Source organism: Chryseobacterium flavum (assembly GCF_003385595.1).
Taxonomy (GTDB): domain Bacteria; phylum Bacteroidota; class Bacteroidia; order Flavobacteriales; family Weeksellaceae; genus Chryseobacterium; species Chryseobacterium flavum.
Window position 1 is genome coordinate 54,748 of record NZ_QNUE01000007.1, and the last position, 19,848, is coordinate 74,595.

13 protein-coding genes are annotated in these 19,848 nt (G+C 37.0%); 9 read left to right on the forward strand and 4 right to left on the reverse strand.

Annotation, left to right across the window (positions count from 1 at the left end):
* Positions 1 to 52: 52 nt before the first annotated feature.
* Genes DRF59_RS10420 through DRF59_RS10430 form a run of 3 tightly spaced genes read left to right on the forward strand, consistent with a single transcriptional unit; the run spans position 53 to position 3,680 of the window.
* Entirely contained in the window at positions 53 to 460 is a 408-nt protein-coding gene (locus tag DRF59_RS10420) for a hypothetical protein (RefSeq protein WP_115959429.1), read from the forward strand.
* Between the two features lie 38 nt (positions 461 to 498).
* Entirely contained in the window at positions 499 to 996 is a 498-nt protein-coding gene (locus DRF59_RS10425) for a DUF922 domain-containing protein (RefSeq protein ID WP_241505533.1), read from the forward strand.
* Positions 993 to 3,680, forward strand: coding sequence for a PD-(D/E)XK nuclease family protein (locus DRF59_RS10430; RefSeq protein ID WP_115959432.1), 2,688 nt, complete (start codon positions 993 to 995; stop codon positions 3,678 to 3,680). The genes DRF59_RS10425 and DRF59_RS10430 overlap by 4 nt, the downstream gene beginning before the upstream one ends.
* A gap of 106 nt (positions 3,681 to 3,786) precedes the next feature.
* Here DRF59_RS10430 and DRF59_RS10435 read toward each other — a convergent pair whose 3' ends face one another.
* The 4 genes from DRF59_RS10435 to DRF59_RS10450 form a co-directional block, all read right to left on the reverse strand.
* Positions 3,787 to 5,733, reverse strand: a complete 1,947-nt coding sequence (locus DRF59_RS10435) for a T9SS type A sorting domain-containing protein (protein WP_115959434.1) — start codon at positions 5,731 to 5,733, stop codon at positions 3,787 to 3,789.
* Between the two features lie 157 nt (positions 5,734 to 5,890).
* Complete coding sequence (locus tag DRF59_RS10440) at positions 5,891 to 7,069, reverse strand: acyl-CoA dehydrogenase family protein (RefSeq protein ID WP_115959436.1); 1,179 nt, start codon at positions 7,067 to 7,069, stop codon at positions 5,891 to 5,893.
* A gap of 130 nt (positions 7,070 to 7,199) precedes the next feature.
* Positions 7,200 to 7,988 carry an NUDIX hydrolase gene (locus DRF59_RS10445; RefSeq protein WP_115959792.1) on the reverse strand — a complete coding sequence of 263 codons (789 nt, stop codon included), beginning with the start codon at positions 7,986 to 7,988 and terminating at the stop codon, positions 7,200 to 7,202.
* 16 nt (positions 7,989 to 8,004) lie between these two features.
* Positions 8,005 to 9,189 carry an MFS transporter gene (locus DRF59_RS10450; protein ID WP_241505535.1) on the reverse strand — a complete coding sequence of 395 codons (1,185 nt, stop codon included), beginning with the start codon at positions 9,187 to 9,189 and terminating at the stop codon, positions 8,005 to 8,007.
* Between the two features lie 176 nt (positions 9,190 to 9,365).
* Here DRF59_RS10450 and DRF59_RS10455 point away from each other — a divergent pair, with 176 nt between their 5' ends.
* The 6 genes from DRF59_RS10455 to DRF59_RS10480 are packed head-to-tail and all read left to right on the forward strand — an operon-like array spanning position 9,366 to position 19,845.
* On the forward strand, positions 9,366 to 12,284 hold the full coding sequence (locus DRF59_RS10455) for a SusC/RagA family TonB-linked outer membrane protein (RefSeq protein ID WP_115959438.1): 2,919 nt from the start codon (positions 9,366 to 9,368) through the stop codon (positions 12,282 to 12,284).
* Between the two features lie 11 nt (positions 12,285 to 12,295).
* Positions 12,296 to 13,855, forward strand: coding sequence for a RagB/SusD family nutrient uptake outer membrane protein (locus DRF59_RS10460; RefSeq protein WP_115959798.1), 1,560 nt, complete (start codon positions 12,296 to 12,298; stop codon positions 13,853 to 13,855).
* Positions 13,856 to 13,858: 3 nt separating this feature from the next.
* A complete protein-coding gene (locus tag DRF59_RS10465; protein WP_115959440.1) occupies positions 13,859 to 15,283 on the forward strand; it encodes a glycoside hydrolase family 30 protein in 1,425 nt (474 codons plus the stop codon).
* Positions 15,284 to 15,292: 9 nt separating this feature from the next.
* The gene (locus DRF59_RS10470; protein WP_115959442.1) at positions 15,293 to 17,515 is read left to right on the forward strand and encodes a glycoside hydrolase family 3 N-terminal domain-containing protein; all 2,223 of its coding nucleotides are present in this window, start codon (positions 15,293 to 15,295) and stop codon (positions 17,513 to 17,515) included.
* Between the two features lie 42 nt (positions 17,516 to 17,557).
* A complete protein-coding gene (locus DRF59_RS10475) occupies positions 17,558 to 18,367 on the forward strand; it encodes a glycoside hydrolase family 16 protein (protein ID WP_115959444.1) in 810 nt (269 codons plus the stop codon).
* Positions 18,368 to 18,405: 38 nt separating this feature from the next.
* A complete protein-coding gene (locus DRF59_RS10480; protein WP_115959801.1) occupies positions 18,406 to 19,845 on the forward strand; it encodes a glycoside hydrolase family 30 protein in 1,440 nt (479 codons plus the stop codon).
* Positions 19,846 to 19,848: the final 3 nt, after the last annotated feature.

The window sequence follows — 19,848 nt, forward strand, 5'->3', positions numbered from 1 at the left end:
ATAAGGAATAATTTTTGATAAGTAATTATTGATAATCAGGAAATTGAAGGCTATGAAAAAGTTTTTAAACATTGGGTTTTCAGCATTGTTGTTGGGATTGGTCTCAATCTCATGTAATGATGATGACTATCAGACAATTGAGTCTATAGATAAGATCAAAATAGACAGTGTAAGGATAGTGAATGATACAATGGATGTTTTTGCTATTCAGACCATAAAAACTTATTCTACTTATCCTTCTCATTGTGAGGGATTTTATGGATATGACTATATCTATAAAGATAATCTTGAAAGAACGGTAACTGCTTATAAATATATTACTGACGGTCCTTGTGAACAAGGAAATTATGTAGGTGCCAATCAGATTAAATTCAATCCTCAAAAAGAAGGAACATATACTTTTAAATTCTGGAACGGAGGAAATAGCTGGATTACCAAAACAATTGTGGTGAAACAATAATGAGATTGATTTTTTTTTCTTTTTTCCTAGCTGTCAACATGATATCCGGACAGGAAATTATATGGCAGGAAGGGCAAAAATTAACCTGGGATAATTTTAAAAGCCCGGTTAACAGGCGAAATAATCCGGATATTGCAGCCTATACCCATTGTGGTTGGGAATATTCGATTGTAAAATCTACGAATCCCGATTCACCTGTACAGATTGAAATAAGAACAATTTTCAATGAAGATAAATCATGGAAAGATGTCAGGAAGATAAATGATTACATTCTCTTACATGAACAGAAACATTTTGATATTGCAGAATTGTTCGTAAGAAAAATGAGAAAAATTGTTGCTGAAAAGATTAAAAAATCTAGCGATTACAATAGATTATTTACAGTAATTTATAAGAAAATTTCAGACGAATATAAAAATTTCCAGACAGCTTATGACCGGGATACCCGTCATGGAATGAATAAAGAAAAGCAAGCAGAGTATAATATTTTTATTGCTGAAGAGTTAGACCACCTAAAAAGCTACAAATCCCTTTGAAATTCCTCAATAAAATTATTCACGAATTATTAGCGCAAAATCCGGATCTTTCTGCGTTTAATATTATTTTGCCAGGTAAACGTCCTATAGTTTTTATCAGAAGAATCCTGGAGGAAAATAATTATTCGGGATTCCTTCCTAACTTTTTTACCGTTGAGGAGCTCATTAATACTATTGCTGATCAGCAACTTATTCAGGGAATTCCCCTGTGGCTTTTTTCATTTGATGTCTACAGAAGCCTTAACCTTATTCCGAATGATGACTTTGCAGAATTCCTGAAATGGTTTCCAACATTGCAGAAGGACTGGGATGATGTCCTGAAATTTTCAGAAAGTGACGAAGCCGTACTTCAGTATATGTTTGATGAAGAGAGAATTAAGGAATGGGCACAAAATCTGGGTGAAGACGATGATGTACCCAGAAAAAAGTTCCTGAATTTCTGGCAGAATATGAATGTCTTTCTTCCTGTTCTTAAAGAGAGACTCAGAGCGAAGGATTGGGCAACATCAGGAATGATTCATGAGTCTGCCAAAGCAAAAATCGACCATTTTGCAAAGAACACATCAGAACAGTTTGTGTTTTGTGGCTTTAATGCTTTTACGCCGGTAGAAGAAAAATTGGTGAGAAGTCTGTTGCAATGGGATAAGGCCCAGTGTTTTTTTCAGGCTGACCGGTATTATTTCGATGATGAAAGACAGGAAGCCGGAAAATTCCTGAGAAATCATAAAACATGGAAAGAGTTTGATGATAACAGGGCTTTTCAATGGATTGAAGATGATTTTAATCAGCCTAAAAATATAAGGGTATATGAAGTTTCAGGAAATGTAACCCAAACTAAGGTCCTGCCGGAAATATTTAAAGGAATTCAGGATAAAACCTTTTCCAATACTGCGGTCGTACTCCTCGATGAAAACCTTCTTCCGGCAAGCCTTGATGTGATGCACGGGATCGAAACGTTGAATATCACCATGGGCTTTCCTTTAAAGAATCTTTCTTTTTCCAATGCTATAAAACGGCTTTTTTACCTCCAGAAACAATTGGAAAAAAATAAGTCATCTTATTATTACAGAGATGTTTTTCCAATTTTGGAAGAACTTCCGAAATCTGTTGAAGATGAGCAGATTATCAATGAATTTAAAGCGAAAATAGAAGAAAGAAATATTGTTTATATTTCGGGAAAACTCTTGTATGAGCTCCTGAATAAATTATCTTATTTCGGGCTGCTTCAAAAGGCTGTAAACACGCATGATTATCTGGATATGCTCATTGCATTCTGCCAGCAGGTAAAATGGCTTGATATAGATGATATTCAATACGAGAATGTTTCTCATTTTGAGAATGCTTTCAGGATTATTAAAAATCAGCTGACTCCTTACCAGATTGAAATCAGAATGGAAACCCTGGAAATTCTGATTAACCAGCATATCAATTCCGAAAGTATAGATTTTCAGGGAGAGCCTCTCAGAGGGCTGCAGATTATGGGATTGCTTGAAACACGTCTCCTGAATTTTGAAAATGTTATTATGCTTTCTGTTAATGAAGGTAAACTTCCTTTAGGGAACTCACAGAATACTTACATACCCTTCGATATCCGTAAATTTTTTGACCTCCATACTTTCCTTGAAAATGACAGTATTTATGCCTATCACTTTTACAGACTTATTCAGGATGCAAAAAATGTTCACTTATTGTACAATGCGTTAAGCTCAGGTGTAAATACAGGTGAAAAAAGCAGGTTTATTACTCAAATTGAAATGGAAAGTCCACATACAATAGAACATCTTATTATTGAGAATTCTTCTGAACCAATTGTTACCAGGCCCATAGAGATTCCAAAAACCCCAATTGTACTGGAACGTCTTAATAAATGGAAAGATAAGGTGTCAGCTTCCCATCTTACAAGTTATCTTTATAATCCTGTAGATTTTTATTTATCCAAAATACTAAATACATCGGAAACAGATGAAATTGAAGAGGAATTATCTGTAAAAAACTACGGTAACTTAGTACATTATTCACTTCAAGAAGTGTATGAGGTAATTAAAGGTAAAGTATTAAAAGAGACAGATTTACATGGTTTGATTAAAGAAATAGATAAATATATAGAAATAGCTATTGAGAAGCTTAAGCATCAGCCTGAATTTTACGAAAAAGGAATGAATTACATCCATAAAGCAATTGCAAAAAAAGTAATTGAGAATATTCTGCGCTATGATCTTGAGCTTGTAAAACAAGGCAACAAACTGGAAATAATAGATATTGAAAGACGGTTTGAAAATGTAGATTTTTATCTTGATAATAATGATAAAATTTCATTCTTTGGATTCATTGACCGGATTGATAAGCTGAATGGAACCTTACGGATTATCGATTATAAAACAGCCAAAATTAAAAATCTCAATGTAAAAATTGATGAAGAGAATATGGATATGTATTTCCATAACAGCGACAGAAAGCAGGCTCTCCAGCTGTGTATCTACCATTATGTGGTTCAAAATCTGCCGGAATTCTGGGGCTTTCCGATAGAAACCGGAATCTGGAGTTTTGCAGAAGCTAAAAAAGGAGTCGTTTCCCTGCAGTTTGATAAAGGAAATATAGAGGATGCCATGAACGCAGTTAAAAGTCTTATTTTGGAAATTCTGGATCCGGATATTGCTTTTGTAGAGAGTATAAAACCATACTGATCTGATTTCTTAAAGATTAAATTTCAGATAATAAAAATGCACTCCATACATCGTATAAATGAAGTGCATAAAAATTAACTTGAAATGAATATGGAAATGGATTAATTTATAATTTTATTTTCTTATTGATTGTTTTTCCGTTAGATAATGTTATTTGTACAAGATATACTCCGGTTTCTATATTGTTTGACTCAAAGTATTGTTTGTTAACATGCTGTTGCAGGATTAAAGCACCGGAGATGCTGTAAATATGAATGCTTTTTATATCACTGCCAGCTCTGACTTTAATTTGATGGTTTTGGGTGAAGATATCAATATTGTTTTCTGATATCTGCTTTTCAGGTGTTTTTTTGAATTGCAGATTATAAAAAGGAGTTATGATTTCAAAAATATAATTCTGGGAATCCAGATTCTTAAGATTTATTCCGCCGTCTGAATGATATTGTTCCCCCGAAATTGTCCTGACCAGTTTTTTCTGATCATCAAAAATATTAACGGCTGAAAGTTCATCATCATTGATCTTCAATTTAAGAATCCCACCGTTTTCAGTTTGTATAATCTCATTTTCAGCAATTTCTTCAGGTGTATTTTTAATATAGGGGATCATTTTATTTTCATTGTTTTCCAATACTTTTAATAAGTATACTCCATCTTTTAAAGAAGCCAGGTTGTCGTTTTTTGCAGGTCTGCTTGTTGTTTTTTCGTTATTAAATTCTGTGATTGCAACCAGTTTTAAACTTCCAAGATCAGGTTTGATCTGCGAAGAATATAAAGGTGATGCCTGAAGGGTAGCCGTTCCGGACTGTTTTGATGTAAGCATAGCCCATTGATTAAGGAGTCCTCCGCTTCTGAGAGCATTAAATTTTGCATTGGATGCCAAAGTAAATGGAATAATTCCTCCTACATGCCCTAAAGGTCCCCAATAGAATGAATCCAGCTTATATTTATTAAGGTCCCACCACGGATAATAACCTCGCTGTACATCAATGGTTTTGGAAGTATTTTCAGGAGGAATAGCCAGATCTACAGTGGAATGTCCCAATGTCATGGGGGTTTTGTTATACCAGTCATAAACATCTTTGGGTTTCATGCACTGTCTCAGTTTATTATTGGGGTTATTGGTTACATCATTAATGAAGGTGTCTGTAAAAAGATTTCTCCATATAACGGGTCCCCACAGTAAACCTCCGTTATCCTGAACAACATGGTAATTATAACGGTCAAGGTATTCCGCTGAAATAACCTCTGAAATATCATTGTTGTATGTTTTATAACCTGTATTGTTGCAGGTATGAAGAACATTTGCCAAAAATGAAGTAAACGGATAAATATCTTTTTCCAACACGCCTTTATTCAAAGTCACCCCCGAAAAATCATACGGTCCATCACCCATATAAGCATATTTGAATTTGATGTTATCGGGATTTGAAATGCTTAATCTCTTTAAAGTAGACATCGCAGCATGAGCTCCCTGGGAATAACCGGCTAAAAAGTATTCATCATAGCGTTTAATATTCAGTTGTGTCAATACTTTATTCGCAGCCGTGATGAAATCGATAGTAGCTCCGGCTTCTGTGGCATAATCTACATAGGGGTGCGTTCCGTCTCCTGTTCCCATCCCCACATAATCAGGAGCCATTAAGATATAACCATTCAGTACATATGACAGTTCAACAACAAATCCTGCTGTTAAAGCACCTTTGAAATTAGACGGGACATTATGTCGGCTGTCTGTGGTTCCGTGGTCGGATACTACTGTTGAAAGCTTAAATGGTACATTAGGATACATGAGTAATCCGGTGGCTTTTACAAGAGTATTGTTTTCATTTTTAGTGTAATAGGTGATTTTATAACCTTTTAAGCCAACGTTAAAGCTATTAAGATAGCTGGAGAATTCCGGGGTATTTTGATCACCAAGATGATTGGCGATAAAATTGATGACTCCCTGTGGTGTTAAATCCAGTTTCTGTTCGGCGCTTACAACATCACCTGCCTGTTGTGCAAAATAAAATGGTGCTGTAAGACCTAGTAAAAAAGTAGCGATTTTTTTCATATCGTCTGTTTTTTTATGCTATTAAAGTAATAATTATAATAAAATCACAAAAATTTTATAAGATCAATAATTATTCACTGAATATAAATTCTCTGTAATGTGAGTAAAATAAAAGAGTCCGGCCATAGCCGGACTCTTATTAATATCTTTGTCTTTCTTAGAAAGCGTTGATTCCTGTAATATCTAATCCTGTTATCAATAAATGAACATCATGCGTTCCTTCATAAGTAATTACAGACTCAAGATTAGCCGCGTGTCTCATCATAGGGAATTCACCCATGATTCCCATACCGCCCAGGATCTGTCTCGATTCTCTTGCAATATCAATAGCCATTTTTACGTTGTTACGCTTAGCCATTGAAATTTGAGCAGGAGTAGCCTTATGGTCGTTTTTAAGGTTTCCTAACTGAAGACACAATAGCTGAGCTTTAGTTATCTCGGTTAAGAATTCAGCCAGTTTTTTCTGTTGAAGCTGGTAGGAACCAATAGGTTTGCCAAATTGCTTTCTCTCCTTGGAATACTGAACAGCAGTACAATAACAATCAATGGCAGCACCAATTACACCCCATGAAATTCCGTATCTTGCTGAATTCAGACAGGATAATGGACCTTTAAGACCTGTGACTCCCGGAAGTAAATTTTCCTTTGGAACTTTTACATCATTGAACACCAGCTCGCCTGTCTTTGATGCTCTTAAGCTCCATTTATTATGAGTTTCAGGAGTCGTAAAGCCTTCCATTCCTCTTTCTACAATGAGTCCCTGTACTTTTCCTTCTTCATTTTTTGCCCAGACTACTGCGATATCGCATAGAGGAGAGTTGGTGATCCACATTTTAGCCCCATTTAAAAGATAATGATCTCCCATATCTTTAAAATAGGTTTCCATAGAACCAGGATCAGAACCGTGGTTTGGTTCAGTCAAACCAAAAGATCCGATCATTTCTCCGGCAGCAAGCTTAGGTAAATATTTCTTTTTCTGTTCTTCAGAACCAAACTCGTTAATTGGAAACATTACCAAAGAACTTTGTACAGATGCAGCAGAGCGTACTGCTGAGTCTCCTCTTTCCAATTCCTGCATAATAAGGCCATAAGATATCTGATCTAATCCTGATCCACCATACTCAACCGGGATGTATGGGCCTAATGCCCCGATTTTCCCTAATTCCTTCATAAGACCGGGAAGATCTGTATGATTTTGGGCTGCCTGGTCAATCTGCGGCATTACAAAACTTTCTACCCAGTCTCTGATCGATTGGCGTATCAGTTTATGTTCTTCAGTAAGTAAAGCATCAATTCCATAATAATCAGGAATGCTTGTAAGAGGATAATATGACATGATTTTTTTGATTTGGTTAAAAATAGCATTTTTCAGGAGGTTTAAAAAATTTTTTTTAAAACTTATGTCAATGCTGATTTTCAGTAATATAATAGTGTATTTGCTACTTTAAAGTCTGGATTTTGTTTTTTTAATTCTCCTCATCATTCGATATAGGATACTGATTGGTAGAATTATGTATTTCACTTTTAAATTTATACAGATAAGGAGCTTTATTGGCAGATCCGTCGTACAGCTTCTCCAGTCTGTCCAGAATATTCAGGCTAAGAATCTTTCGCTGAAAATTATTTCTTCTGAATTTCTGACCTAAAATGGTTTCATAAAGCGCCTGAAGATCTTTCATAGTAAATTTTTCAGGCAGGAGATTACTGGCTGCAACTTCTGTATTGATATTCATACGAAGATACTCAAGGCCTGTTTCTATGATCCTGTCATGATCAAAAGCCATTTTCGGTAAGTTGTTGACTTCAAACCATTCACAGCTTTCATTGAAGGCATCAGGAAAAGTATTGGCAATAGAAAAATCAATAAGGCTGCAATACCCTACGGTGATGAACCTTTGAAAGATCCAGTGTTCTTTAGGAACTTCAATACCTTTGTTCTTAAGAAGGATCTGATGAACATTATTTTCTGTACGGTCAATTCTTCCGAATGTGTGGAACTGTTTCAGAAAAAGCCCTTTGAGATGCGTTCTTTCATAAAGAACCCTTTCGGCAGCTTCCCGGAGATCCTCATCGTTGAAAACAAAACCACCGGGTAGTGACCACAGATCAAGATCATGATATTTCAAAAGCAGTACTTTCAGAATATTATCATGGAATCCGAAAATAGTACAGTCAACAGATATATGGGCAACAAAATCTTTTGTGTCGATCAGTTCCTGAAGTGTTTCTTTACTTTTTGTGTCTTTGATTTTCATGGCTGTAAAAATAAAACTATTTTCTTTTTGAAACATTAAAAAATACTAAACTAATCACAAAAAGAAGAATTACAAAACATAAGATATATAACGGGTAGAAGTTTAACAGTTGTTTTTCAAACAGAACAGCCATAATAATTGAGCTTACAGAACTGCCCAGAGAAGAAAAAATGACAATAAGGGAAGTGAACAGGTTTACTTTTTCTTTATCAATCTGAGCAATCATCTTCGAATTGATGACCGGATAAAGCGGGGACAAAAACAAACCGATTACCGGAAATAAGAAGAGAATTATTCTCGAATCTGCGGACTCAAAATACTGTACTCCTGCAATAATCATCAGTAAAGCAATAATGAAAGCCATACATGACATATAGTAGTTTGGTAATGAAAACCTTCTGATGATATTTGCCGTTACAGTTCTGCCTGTATATGAAAACACTGACAGAAAAGAAGTAGCCTGAAGCGCAAAGAATGAATTGACTTTCAGGTGGTTTTTATAAAAAGAAGGAAGCCATGAATTGAATCCCTGTTCTACAAAAACGATAAAAAAAATCACGCCAAGGAATAATGTTACAGAAGGAGTGATAAATCCTGACAGTTCAGAAAAAACGCTTTTGTTTTGAAGAGGTTTAGCCTCAGAAATTGTAATATTTGACAACAGGAATATTGTTATTACACATAAAAAAGCAATTAATAAAAAACAAAATTTCCAGTATTCGGAATACTCACTGGATACGACCCACCCAAAACAGGTATTGACAACAAAGATTCCGATCATGAAAGAAGCTTCTACACTGTTCATGGTTTTGGCCAGTGATTTTTCATCTGAAATATTATTCCTGATAATTCCAAAAACGCAGATTTTACCAATGGCAAAACAGGCTCCTATGATAGCAAACCATAATTTAAAAAACCAGAATGCTTCTACAAATGGAAGAAGACAGGAGCAAAATCCGACAATTATCAATGCTGAAATTAATGCTTTCTTTGTTCCTGTTTTGTTAATAAAACGAACCGCAAAAAGAGAAATAAAAGCAATGGGTAAGTCTTTAAAAGACTCTAGAAACCCCAGTTCTCCGTAGGTGATTTTCTCTTCGGATAACTGCAGAATGATGAGTCCCATACAGTTTAAAACCATTGAAAAAATAAGAAAGGTAAGTTTTAGTGGAAGAGAAATTTTAGAAAGCTTGATGATCATTTTGGGAGATGTCTTTATTGTTTTTTTTTGAAATTTTATGAAATATTGATGCGAAGATAGTGCTTCTAACCCTGAAAAATAAAAGAAAAATTAAAATAGTTGTGAATAGAATGTTAATTATTTGAAAAAAAATATATTTTTATTGTCTCAATTTGAGAATTAAACAATAACTGTATATGAATGTAAGAATATCAAGAAGCGTAGGAGTGGTTGCCGTTCTCTATTTTACGGCCAACTTCAGTGCCCAGACCAACGTGAAGGACACGATTGCTAAAGAAAACAAAATAGAAGAAGTTGTAGTCATAGGTTATGGTACTCAGAAAAAAAGTAATGTAACAGGGGCTATTGCAAGTATTAAAGCCAGTGATATTGAAAATATCCCATCTGGTAAACCGGAGCAGGTTTTGCAGGGAAGGGCAGCCGGGGTTTCTGTTGTTACTAACTCGGGACAACCCGGTGCAGCAGCTACTGTACGGGTAAGAGGGATTACCAGTTTTGGGGCGGGAAGTAACAGCCCTTTATGGGTAGTAGACGGTATTGTTGTAGATAATATCGGATGGCTTAACCAGTCAGATATAGAAAGCATTGAAGTACTGAAAGACGGGGCTTCATCAGCAATCTATGGTGTCTCTGCTGCTAAAGGGGTAATTCTTGTTACAACTAAGAAAGGGAAAAAAGGAAAGCTGACTCTTTCTTACAATGGTTTTTATGGTTTTTCAAATGCTTCAAAAAAATTAGACCTTCTTGATGCTACACAATATGCTAAAATTATTAATGAAGGTTTTGTAAATGATGGAGGAACCCCAAGGTTTTCCAATCCGGAATCATTTGGAAAAGGTACCAACTGGCAAGATGCTATTTTTGGGACTGGTGAAAAGACGTCGCACGAAGTAAGCATTACAGGAGGTAATGAAAAATCTACATATTATACTTCCTTCGGATATTTTGATCAGACAGGTATTGTAATGAGTGATATTTCTTATTACAAAAGAATTAATGCAAGGTTCAACTCGACGCATAAAGTTACAGACTACCTGACAATAGGACAAACATTTGCTTATACCCACGTAAAATCCCAAGGAGTAAGTGCAAATGAAGAATTCGGAGGACCGTTGGCTTCAGCGGTAAACCTGGACCCTACAACTCCGGTTGTTGTAACAGATTGGTCAATGGTAGATCCAAGTGGTTATACCAACCCTTATATCATCCGCGATTCGGAAGGACGTCCGTACGGAATTTCCAGATATGTGAACAACGAAATGACCAATCCACAAGCTTTCCGCCATATACAACAGGGTAATTACAGCTGGTCTGATGATTTTGTTGGAAATGTTTTTGCAGAGCTTAAGTTTCTGGATCACTTCACATTCAAAACAAGTTTAAATGGTAAGAAATCCTATTGGGGAAGCCGCTCTTTTACACCGAAATATTATTTAAGTCCCAATTATAACAATACCAGCTTTAACAGTCTGAATAAGGTAGATGAAAATAAGTTCGAATGGAGTATGGAAAATACGTTGACCTATCAGAACAAGCTTGGTGATCACAACATCAACATCATGATAGGACAAGGGGTTTACCGATACAATATTGCTGGTGGGGCCAGTTTGACCTATAGTAATCTGCCTATCGATAACTGGCAGGATGCTTCTTTCAATTTTGATATTCCTCAGGATAATATTACAGCAAAGGGATGGGATGGAATCGAAACCCGTAAAGCATCTTATTTTGGGAGAATCATTTACGATTACGCAGATAAATATCTATTTACAGGAACAATTCGTAGAGACGGTTCTTCAAAATTTGCAACTAATCAGCATTGGGGAACTTTTCCTTCTATGTCCCTGGGATGGAATGTTCATAAGGAAAACTTCTGGCCGGAGAATAAAGTGGTTAATAACTTAAAATTAAGAGGAGGATACGGGGTGTTAGGAAATGATGAAATGGATAACTTCAAATTTGCAAGTTTCATGGTTTCCGGAAGTAATTATACCAACTCCAGTAATAATATCATCATTGGTTATGCACCAAGTACCCTGGAAAATCCAAACCTGAAATGGGAACAGACAAGCCAGTTGAATATTGCTGCGGATTTAAAATTATTCAACAATTTTACTTTGACAGCAGATTGGTATAAAAAGAAAACAACTGATATTCTCAGACAAATCAACATTCCAGGGTATGTAGGAGTTCCTAATTTGCCTTGGTCAAATGTAGGAGATATGGAGAATACCGGAATAGAATTTGAACTGGGATATAAAAAGAACTGGGAAGATTTTAGCATATCTGTTAATGGTAACTTTGCTACAATAAAGAACAAAGTTCTGAGATTAGAGGATGACATTGAATATTTCAATCTGGCTTCTTTCCAGACTATGGGGCCTGTATCCAGAGTAGCTGTAGGACAGCCTTACGGGTCATTCTATGGACATACTTATAGCGGTGTTTTCCAGAATCAGGCACAAATTGACAATTATGTAAATGCCGGCGGAGTAAAATTATTGCCGGATGCAAAACCGGGAGATTTTATCTGGCAGGATAATAATGGAGACGGAAAAATTGATGACAATGATAAAGTAAACCTGGGAAGCTCTATACCAAAATATACTTTTGGTCTTACCGTGAATATGAGTTATAAGAACTTTGATCTGATGATGTTTGCGCAGGGGCAGGCTGGTAACAAGATTTTCCAGGGGCTAAGAAGATTGGATTTGCCTGATGCTAATTACCAGACAAGAATCTTAGACCGATGGACGGGAGAAGGATCTACCAATGATAATCCAAGAATTACCCGTAATGACCCTAACCATAACTATTCATGGATGTCCAATTATTATCTTCAGAAAGGAGATTATGTGCGTTTGAAAATTGTTCAGTTGGGTTATACCATTCCTCAGGATGTTACCAAACGTTTTGGAATGAACAAAGTAAGACTGTATATCACGGGAGAAAACCTAATTACTTTCACAAAATATACAGGATATGATCCGGAAATTGCTGGAAGAAACAACTCCGAACAAGATATTATAGGTATCGATAGAGCATATTATCCACAAGCCAGAACATTCCTGATGGGAGCTAATATTCAATTTTAATGACAAACAAAATGAAAAATAAAAATTTTATATATAAAGGACTTGCCGTAGCGTTTCTGACAGGTCTGAGTTTTACCAATATAGGCTGTAGTGATTCCTATCTGGATGAAGTACAAAATTCCGGGGCATTTAGTACTGATTCATATTTTAAAAATGAGCAGCAGTCTTTTAGTGCACTGATTTCCGTATATGATGTTTTAAGAAAATATTCTGCCGGATTCGAAAATACAGTTACTTTCTTTAATGCCGGGTCTGATGACTTTTATTCCGGTGGAGGAAGTTCTAATGACGGCGCGGGTATCCAGGGGTTCAATAATTATATGATCAATCCCAACACTATGCCTGCCAGCTACTGGAGAGATTACTACCAGGGAATTGCACGTGCTAATCTTGTAATAGAAAAAGTTCCGGGAGCTTCCATGAGTGAAGATCTTAAAAAAAGATATATTGCAGAAGCTAAAGTTCTTCGTTCTCTATATTATTTTGAGCTGGTAAGAATGTTTGGGAATATTCCTCTGATTCTCAAAAGTATAACTGTTTCAGATGATTATTGGCATATACCACAGGCAAAACCAAGTGACGTTTATACACAGATAGAAAATGATATCAATGCTGCTATTCCGGATCTTATGATGACACCTGGAAGCAGTGATAAAGGACGAATTACACAGGGAACAGCCAGAGCAATATTGGGCAAAATCTACCTCTATGATAAGAAAATGCCTGAAGCGGCTGCTCAATTTGCCCAAGTAAATGGCACGCCAGGGGGAACCAGTCAGTACGGATATAAGCTTGTGGCAAGTTATGCAGATTTATTTAAAGTTGCACTGGAAACCGATCCAGACCCAAATAAATATAAATTTTTATCAGAATCTATTCTTGAAATAATGCATACCAATAAAGGAAGTTCTGATTGGGGATTCTGGGGACAGGGCAAAGATGAAGGAAACTCTATCAATGTGATGGTAGGCCCACGTTCTTATTCATTAAAAAATATCCCTAATAATGATGCCCCGGACATATATTCTGGTTGGGCATTTAATACCGTAACAGAGAACTTTGTTAATTTTATGCAGGGAGATCCAAGATTGGATGTGACAGTTTTCAATGCGAAAAAACTGGTTACTGATGGCAAAATTACGTATGCCCCTGCTTTTGCAGATACCGGATATTTCCTGAATAAATATTTGCCTACAAATGCTTTAAAAAGCTCACTTCCTGGTCCTGCAGAGCTGAATTTCAGACAAAATTATATCGCTATAAGACTGGCAGATACTTATCTGATGGAGGCAGAGGCTTTAGGGAGTACAGGCGCAAGAGCTCAGGCTTTATTAGATGCGGTAAGATCCAGAGTAGGATTACCATCAGTTCCTGTTTCTTTGCAGGCTATTAAAGATGAAAGAAGGAGAGAACTTGCAGGGGAAGGTCATAGATGGTTTGACCTTGTCAGATGGGGTGATGCACCTTCCAAGCTTGCTTTCAAAGGATTTAAAGCTAACAAAAATGAAATTCTTCCGATTCCGTTCAATGAATTGCCGAATACATCATTAAAACAAAATCCCGGATACTAATACATGAAGTTTCACAACTTATATAGTTTCTTTAGAGGTGCCGCACTACTTAGTGGTGTGGCCCTTTTTCCATTATCATGCGCCTCACTTACTTCAAATAAAGGAAATGAAGTGCAGTACTGGCTTACAAAAGGTGATGAAAGTGTAAAATTACAGCAGCAGGCTTCTGTTAAATTTGCAAATAATATCAATAGCTTTCAGAATATTGAAATCGATGATACTCAAAAGTTTCAATATATTGATGGTTTTGGATATACATTAACGGGAGGAAGTGTTGAGGTAATCAACCGGTTGTCACCTTCCAAAAGAAAGGCACTGCTTCATGAGCTTTTTGGGAGTGATAAAAATTCAATCTCCATCAGCTATTTGAGAATTAGCATAGGAGCTTCTGATCTTGATGGCGAAGTATTTTCGTATAATGACCTGCCTGCAGGGCAGACTGATCCCTCTCTTTCAAAGTTCAGCCTTGCAAAAGATAAAGCGTTGATTGCTATGATCAAAGAGATTTTAGCAATTAATCCATCTATTAAAATTATTGCTGCGCCATGGTCTCCGCCGGTTTGGATGAAAGATAACGGAAAATCTAGAGGAGGAAGTTTAAAGCCTGAATTCTATGGAGCTTATGCCCGATATTTTGTAAAATACATTCAGGGCATGAAAACGGAAGGTATTATCATTGACGCAGTGACACCTCAGAATGAGCCTTTACATCCTGGCAATAATCCAAGTTTGTATATGCCGTCTGAACAGCAGGGAGATTTTATAAAAAACCATCTGGGCCCGGCTTTTAAGGCAAGCGGAGTCACTACCAAAATTGTTGTCTACGATCACAACTGCAACAAACCTGAATATGCTATTGAGATTTTAAAAGATTCCGAAGCGGGCCAATATATAGACGGATCAGCTTTTCACTTATACGAAGGAGATATTTCCGCATTAACCACTGTACACAATGCTTTTCCGGACAAAAACCTATATTTTACCGAGCAGTGGACAGGTTCAAAAGGAACGTTTAATGAAGATCTGAACTGGCACACAAAAAATGTAATCATTGGTTCCATGAGAAACTGGAGTAAAATCGCCCTGGAATGGAATCTTGCCAACGACCCGGGATTTGCTCCGCATACAGAGGGCGGATGCACAGAATGTAAGGGAGCCATTACAGTTTCTGACAGTGAAAACTTTACCAGAAATGTTTCCTATTATATTATTGCTCACGCTTCAAAATTTGTTCCGGCAGGATCACAGCGTATCGCTTCTACACAGACTGACAAACTTTCAACGGCGGCTTTTAAGACTCAATTTGGGAAAATAGTTTTAATTGTTCAGAATGATAATAAAGAAGATGAGCATTTTAATATTAAATTTGCCGGGAAAACTGCTGCTGTAGCAATTTCAGGACATTCTGCAGCAACCTACATTTTTTAATTTGATACTATGAAAAGAGTTTATTTCATACTGGCATTTTCAGCATTTGGACTGAATGCTTACGGACAGAAAACAATTGATCAGAAAGTAGCACAGCTGCTGTCTGAGATGACACTGGAAGAAAAAGTAGGACAAATGGTTCAATACAGCGGGTTTGAATATGCTACAGGACCTCAGCATTCTAATTCGGCAGCTGTTTTGGAAGAAATTAAAAAAGGAAAAGTAGGCTCCATGTTGAATGTTGCCGGATCAGAAGAAACCAGAGCTTTTCAGAAACTCGCAATGCAGTCAAGACTGAAAATCCCTTTACTGTTCGGGCAGGATGTTATTCACGGATACCGCACAACCTTTCCTGTGAATATAGGGCAGGCAGCAAGTTGGGATCTTGGAATGATCGAAAAGTCTGAAAGAATTGCAGCAACGGAAGCTGCTTCTTATGGTATTCACTGGACTTTTGCTCCGATGGTGGATATTGCCAGAGATCCGAGATGGGGCAGGGTAATGGAAGGTTCCGGCGAAGATACTTATCTGGGAACAAAAATCGGACTGGCAAGAATTAAAGGATTCCAGGGAAGAGGCCTGGGAAGCCTTGATGCGGTAATGGCTTGTGCAAAGCATTTTGCTGCATATGGGGCTGCTGTAGGAGGAAGAGATTATAATTCTGTAGATATGAGCTTCAGACAGCTGAACGAAACTTATCTTCCGCCGTTCAAAGCTGCAGCAGAAGCGGGTGTAGCTACTTTTATGAACTCATTCAATGACATCAACGGGATTCCGGCAACAGCCAGCAAATATATTCAGAGAGATTTATTAAAAGGAAAATGGAACTATAAAGGTTTTGTAGTTTCAGACTGGGGAAGTATCGGGGAAATGATTCCTCACGGTTATGCCAAAGATGCAGCCCAGGCAGCAGAAAAAGCAGTACAGGGAGGAAGCGATATGGATATGGAAAGCCGTGTCTACATGGCTGAGCTTCCAAAACTTGTGAAGGAAGGTAAAGTAGATCCTAAACTGATAGATGATGCAGCAGGAAGAATTTTAACCAAGAAGTTCGAAATGGGGCTTTTCGATGATCCTTACAGATTCAGTAACGAAAAAAGGCAGAAAGAACAGACGAATAACCAGGAGAACAGGAAATTCGGAAGAGAATTTGGGTCAAAAAGTATAGTTCTGCTTAAAAATCAGGGAAATATTCTTCCAATTTCAAAAAGTACAAAAACCGTTGCTCTGATTGGCCCTTTCGGGAAAGAAACAGTTGCTAATCATGGTTTCTGGTCTGTTGCTTTCAAAGACGATAACCAAAGAATTGTTTCACAATTTGACGGAATTAAAAATCAACTGGATAAGAATTCCACTTTATTATATGCTAAAGGCTGTAATGTTGATGATCAGGACAAAAGTCAATTTGCAGAGGCCATAGAAACCGCAAAAAAAGCCGATGTTGTCATCATGACACTGGGTGAAGGCCACGCGATGAGCGGAGAAGCTAAAAGCAGAAGCAGTATTGGTTTTACAGGCGTTCAGGAAGATTTACTGAAAGAAATTGCCAGAACCGGAAAACCAATCATCCTGATGATCAATGCAGGCAGACCTCTGATCTTTAACTGGGCCTCTGACAATATTCCGGCAATTATGTACACCTGGTGGCTGGGAACTGAAGCTGGAAACTCCATTGCGGATGTCCTCTTCGGTACCGTGAATCCCGGAGGCAAACTTCCGATGAGCTTTCCAAGAACAGAAGGGCAGATTCCTGTATACTATAATCATTACAATACAGGAAGACCGGCAAAAAATAATACAGACAGAAATTATGTTTCAGCATACATAGATCTTGACAATGATCCGAAATATCCGTTTGGATATGGTTTAAGCTATACCGATTTTAAATATTCCGATATGGTTTTAAGTTCAGCAAACCTTACAGGAAATCAGACGCTCAATATCAGTGTTACGGTTTCCAACACCGGGAAATATGATGGTGAAGAGGTTGTACAGCTTTATATCAGGGATCTTTTCGGGAAAGTAGTAAGACCTGTAAAAGAGTTGAAAGGTTTCCAGAAAATATTCATCAAGAAAGGTGAAAGTAAAAAAGTAGATTTTAAACTTACTCCGGAAGATTTAAAATTCTTTGATGAAGATCTGAATTTTGACTGGGAAAGCGGGGAATTTGATATCATGATCGGAACCAATTCTCAAAATGTACAGACAAAAAGAATTAACTGGACAAAATAAATTGAGCTCAACAGGAGAGGAGCTTTCGCCAAAATCTGATATATGAATCTAAAAGCTAAAAGTATTGTCAAAATCTGTGCAGCAGGGATTTTCTTCCTTTCTGTTCTTAACTGTGCCTCAAACAAATCTGATTCCGGCAGAGCTCTGATCTGGAATGATGAGTTTAATGATAAGGGGCTTCCGGATTCATTGAAATGGAATTATGATACAGGAGGCGGAGGTTTTGGTAATGAAGAAGCTCAGTTTTATACTAAAAACAGGCTTGAAAATGCCAGAATGGAAAAAGGATGTCTCATCATCGAAGCCAGAAAAGAAAATTGGGAAAATAATAAATATACTTCCGCAAGACTTTTAACCAAAGGAAAATTTTCTTTTCAGTACGGAACTGTAGAAGTAAGGGCAAAGCTCCCCAAAGGACGCGGAACATGGCCAGCTATATGGATGATGAGTGAAAATATGAAGAAATGGCCGGATGACGGCGAACTGGATATTATGGAGCATGTTGGTTATAATCAAGGGTATATTCATGCTTCTGTCCATACCAAAAAATACAACCATATTCAGGGCACACAGAAAACTGATACCCTGTTTATAAAAGATGCAAGTGAAAAGTTTCATGTCTATAAAGCAGACTGGACACCGGAAAAAATAGATGTTTATATCGATAACCAAAAGTTTTTCACTTATGAAAATAAAGAGAAAAATAATGATGCCTGGCCTTTTAACAGACCATATTTTATCATATTAAACCTCGCAGTAGGTGGGTTTTGGGGAGGAAAAGAGGGCATCGATGATCGTGTTTTTCCACAGAAGTATTACATAGACTATGTAAGGGTCTATCAAAATAAATAATGAAAATGAGGGCCAGATGGTCCGGAAACAGAAAAATTATGAGAAAACTAATTGTAAGTTGTTTTGTAGTAGGTATTGTTATCAATGTCAATGCTCAGAATTATTGGAAAAAGAATGCAGGAAAAACAGCTAAAGTAATCCTCACCAATTCGAAAGCGAATGAGAAGATGACGGATAAAGGAGCCGTTAAATTTGAGCAATTCGGGCAGCCTAAAGAAACGGAAGCCTGTATTTTTGTGGCTCCCGGTTTTAAATATCAGAAGCTGATAGGTATCGGAGGGGCTATTACCGATGCATCAGCAGAAACTTTTTATAAAATGCCCAAAAACAAGCAGAAGGAAATTCTGGATGCTTATTTTGGGAAAAACGGATTAGGATATACGGTCGTCCGTACGAATATGAATTCCTGTGACTTCTCCAGTGATTCCTATACTTATGTAGAAGACAATGATATTTCCCTGAAGACTTTCAATGTTGCCCATGATGAGAAATATAAGATTCCTATGATTAAAGAAGCGCAGAAAGCGATAGGGGATAATTTTACCTTCTATTTCTCCCCATGGAGCCCACCAGCCTGGATGAAATCTAATAAAAGTTTATACAAAGGCGGAAGATTGGAAAACCAATACTATCAGACCTGGGCAGATTATTATATCAAATTCATCAAAGAATATGAAAAAAGGGGAATCAATATCTGGGGATTAACCGTTCAGAACGAGCCAATGGCTACCCAAAGCTGGGAGTCATGTATCTATACTGCGGAAGAAGAAGGTGAGTTTCTGAAAAAGAACCTTGGCCCAACCCTTTGGAAGAACGGATATAAAGATAAAAAAGTGATGATCTGGGATCACAACAGAGACCTTATCTATCAAAGAGCAACAACCACGTTGAGTGATCCTGAAACATCTAAATATGCTCATGGAATCGGATATCACTGGTATGAAACATGGAATAATAAAACACAGCTCTTTGATAATCTGGCGGAGACCCACAGGGCTTTTCCGGATAAGTTTCTTGCATTTACCGAAGGATGTAAAGAACAGTTCAATATGGATAAAATTTACGATGTCAGTTTAGGAGAGCTTTATAGCAGAAACATGCTGAACGATTTTAATAAAGGAAATGCTTTATGGACAGACTGGAATATTTTATTGGATGAAACAGGAGGTCCTAACCATAAAGGAAATTTCTGTTTTGCACCTGTTATCGCAGACACAAAAACAGGAGAGGTACATTATACTTATGAATATTATTATATAGGTCATGTATCAAAGTATATTAAACCTAATGCCCAGAGAGTAGGTACTTCATCCAACAGAGCTGCATTGACCTCTACTGCTTTTATGAATGAAAACGGACAGTTGGTAACCGTTATTATGAATGATTCGGATAATGATATTGAAACAAACTTGTGGATTGAAGGAATGGCAGCTAAACTGAATGCGCCGGCGCACTCTATACAGACTGTAATTTTATAGCTT